The following is a 1,377-nucleotide window of genomic DNA, read 5'->3' as shown; positions in this document are numbered from 1 at the left end:
GGTCGGCCGCTAAAAAACAACCGCCCAAATCCGCGACCAGTTCTTCGTGCGCCCTGAAGGAGCGATCCTTGTGATAGCGGGAGAGATTGCGATCAAGCCGCTTTTCCGATCCAACCCAATGGGTCAGCTCATGCCCTAAAGTCGCATAGTAACTCGGGGCATCGCGAAAGCTCTCGAAGGGCGGCATCTGCACGATGTCGAGCGCCGGATTGAAGAATGCCTTGTCTCCGCCGTGGCGGATGATAGCGCCGGTATTGGTGAAGAAGGCATCGGCATGCTCGATGCGCTCGACCGGATCGGCCACCGGCGCGGGATTGCCGTAATACTGCGCCGGCAGGTCATCGATCTGATCGGCGCAGAACACGGTATAGGCCTTGAGGAAGGGAATGCCGCGTTCGACTTCCTCGCCTTTCGCATCAGTTTCTGTGCGGGTGAAGCGGCTGGCGTAGACGACCATCGAGCCGGTCTCGCCCTTGCGGACATGACCGCCGAGTTCAACGCTCTGCTTGAACGTCATCCAGGTGGGCGAGACGAACCCCCGCGCTACCGCCTCGGACCAGAGAAGCAGCGTATTGATGCCTTGATACGGCAGCCCGTTGTGGCGCAGCGGCCGCGTGATCCGACCAGTCGTATTCCCAGCGCTCCATGGCTGAACCCACGGACGCACGCCCTTTTCCAGCTCCGCGACGATGCGGTCTGTGATCTTCGCGTAGATATCGACGCGGGGTTTGCTCTCTTTCCTGCTCATTTTCCAAAACCTCCATTCGAGGCCGCGCCAGTCGCGGCCGTCACGAGGTCCGCAAGCGCAGGACCGCAGGTTCGCGAACCCGCTCGAGAGCAATCGGAAAAAGGAGAGATGTCGGTTGCGGNAGTAGAACTGACCTGCCCCGTAGGCGGAGCCGACATAGGAGCCGACGATCCGCTGCAGGTGAATCTGCATCGCCTTGTCGGAAAGCCCCTCGGAGAGGGTATCGGCGCCTTCGATCAGGCTGCGCTGGTGGAAGTCGCGGATGCCGTCGCTGTCGAGGACCGGAAGGCCGAAACTTTCGGAGATGAGCGCGGCCTGGTTGCCGTCAGGGCAGCAAAGCCGGACCATTTCGAGGGTCGTGCCCTTGCGGAGCGGGACGATGCGGGCCTTGGACTTGGGGGAGCGGGTTGAACTGGACATTGAGCTTACCTTTCTAGCGATGCCCATCAGGTGATCCGGCCCTCGGCCGGTCTTTCCTGCGGGTGCGGTCGAAAGGAACCAGCGGAAGCTGGACGCTTCAGGGTCCGGACCGTGCCAGGCGAGCGAGGTCGGCTTGCGGACAAGCGGAGGCCAGTTCTTCACTGGTCCCTGCGCGGGACGCGGGCCGGCCTTGCCGAGATCGGCGGGGG

General features: G+C 62.6%; 1 protein-coding gene. It reads right to left on the bottom strand.

Annotated elements, in window-relative coordinates:
• On the bottom strand, positions 1–748 hold a 748-nt coding region (locus tag CEV33_RS02270; protein ID WP_094538849.1), incomplete at its 3' end, for an ArdC family protein.
• Positions 749–1,377 lie beyond the last annotated feature (629 nt).

The organism is Brucella grignonensis (assembly GCF_002252505.1).
Lineage (GTDB): Bacteria > Pseudomonadota > Alphaproteobacteria > Rhizobiales > Rhizobiaceae > Brucella > Brucella grignonensis.
The sequence above is the reverse complement of the archived record's forward strand: the minus strand, read 5'-3'. Positions and strand labels throughout refer to the sequence as shown.